The following is a 2,241-nucleotide window of genomic DNA, read 5'->3' as shown; positions in this document are numbered from 1 at the left end:
GGCCAGTTCTGCCCCCTTGCCGATGATCACCATGATCAAGTCCCGTAACTGGCGAATACCGAGGTTGGCGTTAAGTTCGCCCTGCTCACGTCCGTGGGCTGCCGCTTTATGGCGAACGAACAGAGGCGTCTGTTCATCCGGTGTCGGCAAGGGGGAGAGGCCGAGGAAGCAGCGGTAGCGCTCGAGCGCGGCCAGCAGCGCTTGGGATACCGCTACGGTACGCCGTTTGCCGCCCTTGCTCTGTGGAATGAAGTAGCCCCAGACGCCGGTTTTGCGATCCCGCCTGAACTGCCCCATCACCGGTGTAAAGCCAGGCCTCGCTGCGACTTCCGAGATCCGCAGATAGCAGGCGTACATCAGGATGGTGAGAAAACGGCTGCGCTCGTGCTGCTCCGGGTGGTCGCTGGCCAAGGTATCGGCGGCCTGCATCACGTATGACCACTGTAACTCGCTGAAAGCTTGCACCTGATCATCGGCCTCCTGTTGTTGCGGCCGCTTGACCCGTTGCAACAGCAGGGCTGGATTCCTGTCCATGTACTCCTCCTGGATCAGGAATTGGAAGAAGGCCGACAAGATGGCGAGCTTGGTCTTCATCGCCTGCTCGCTCAGGCGATAGGGCAAGGTTCGGCCCAGTTCCCGTTTGCCGAGAAACGGACGCCATTGCGGATTGGGCAAGCGCTCACCCCACTCCTTGTCGAGGACAAACTGCGCCACGTTGCGATAGGCGATCAACTCGTCAGGGGGCGACTGACAGTAGTCGAGATAGCGGATCATGATGCGGCGAGTGAGATCTTTCGGGCTGATAGCGGCCTCGCGAAAACACCAGTGCAAAAAGGTGGTCAGCTCGCTGCGATAGGTTTTGTAGTTGTTTTCGCTGTGGCGCTGCTCCAGCAGCCAGTCGACCGCCAGTTCGTAAACCAGTCCGGCATCGGGCACATCGTTGAGGCTGAGGTTGGCAAGGTATTGATTGACCTGCGGGTTGCCAGCTTCCAGATAGACCAGGCTATCAAACAGCGGCATGGCAGGCGGTAAGGATAATGGGTGTTGAGTCATAGTGTTACTTGTTGGCGATAAGATGAATCGATATGAGGCTGCGAGCCGAGGCGATAGAAAAGGGCTCGTGATGCATGAATGCGGCTTCTGTTGGTGTTTGTACTATCTCTGCTGTTGCTCTGATTGAGGTCACCGGGAGCGATCTGGACGGCTATCTCACCCTTGTTTGCTCGTTATTTTCTCGTTGATTTGGCTGACGTCACCCATCGCCTCACGCGATTCAGTTATGCATTGGATATGCACACTTGTTAAAAAATTCTCGGGGTAAATAGCCGTAAAAATGGGTTTAAATGCAAAACAAGTGAATGGCTGGTGCTGTTTACCCCGAAGAAGAAAGGGCCTGAACAATCAGGCCACCTGTTTGAGCGGCTTCTCTTTGCGTTTAGCTGCTGGAGCCTCTTCCTCTTTCGCGCCAACCTGAACTTTGCCACCGCGCAGCAGGGTTTGCAGCACATCACGCTGCTCTGCCAGGTAGAATGCCAGACTCTCTTGCTGATCCGGCGCCAGTTCGATCGGCGCGCCGGCTAACAGGGTCATCAACTCATCGGCCGTATCCAGCAGCTTGTCATAGGCATCGGCCTCTTTTTTGCTGGCAAAGGTCATTTTTTCTACTCCCCCACGAACAACCACATATTTGATCTCGACAGCCATGATGGCCTCCTCTTGGTGATGATGAATAGAGTATATGTATGGATATACAGTATTGCAAATAACCTCACCGGAAAAGATATCGCAGGTTGTTAACGACAAAATCCGCGCTGGATCAAGCTGTCTGAAAGTGCCATTTGACTTCCACGCCTGACTGGTCGGATCATGGCCTTATGACGATCGTACGACACCTGTTTATCCTGCTGATGGTGGAGGTGCTGCTCCTCGGGAGCATCGCCCACTTGGTCGTGGGACTCCACTGGTTGCTGACCATGCTGTTTGTAGTGTTTGCCCTGCTTGGTTTGCGCTGTCTGGTGGTGCTCGGCAGCTGGCTGTTTACCCGCTTCTACCCCTCCCCGGCCATCGGCGCCTGGCGCAGGGTGACGATGATGGCTCAGGAGATGCTGGCCTACCTCTATACCTTTACCTGGTTGCTGCCATTCGAGCCGTTGCTGATGGCCCCCGACCGGCTGCGTCCTTGCCAGCGCCCCGTATTGTTGGTGCATGGTTACGGCTGCAGTCGCGGGATCTGGCGTACCC

Annotated in this window: 2 protein-coding genes and 1 pseudogene; 1 reads left to right on the top strand and 2 read right to left on the bottom strand. The window is 55.9% G+C overall.

Features of this window, described 5'->3' with window-relative positions; all coding sequences use genetic code 11:
• The coding region (locus tag LD28_RS0111415) for a tyrosine-type recombinase/integrase (protein WP_193354305.1) at window positions 1-1,020 on the bottom strand (1,020 nt) is incomplete at its 3' end.
• A gap of 381 nt (window positions 1,021-1,401) precedes the next feature.
• The gene (locus LD28_RS0111405; RefSeq protein WP_033137092.1) at window positions 1,402-1,704 is read right to left on the bottom strand and encodes a YebG family protein; all 303 of its coding nucleotides are present in this window, start codon (window positions 1,702-1,704) and stop codon (window positions 1,402-1,404) included.
• Between the two features lie 170 nt (window positions 1,705-1,874).
• Between LD28_RS0111405 and LD28_RS0111400 the strand changes: the two are divergent.
• Window positions 1,875-2,241, top strand: a pseudogene (locus LD28_RS0111400) (lipase); the annotation flags it as partial.

It is taken from the genome of Aeromonas finlandensis (assembly GCF_000764645.1).
Taxonomy (GTDB): Bacteria; Pseudomonadota; Gammaproteobacteria; order Enterobacterales; family Aeromonadaceae; genus Aeromonas; species Aeromonas finlandensis.
The sequence above is the reverse complement of the archived record's forward strand: the minus strand, read 5'-3'. Positions and strand labels throughout refer to the sequence as shown.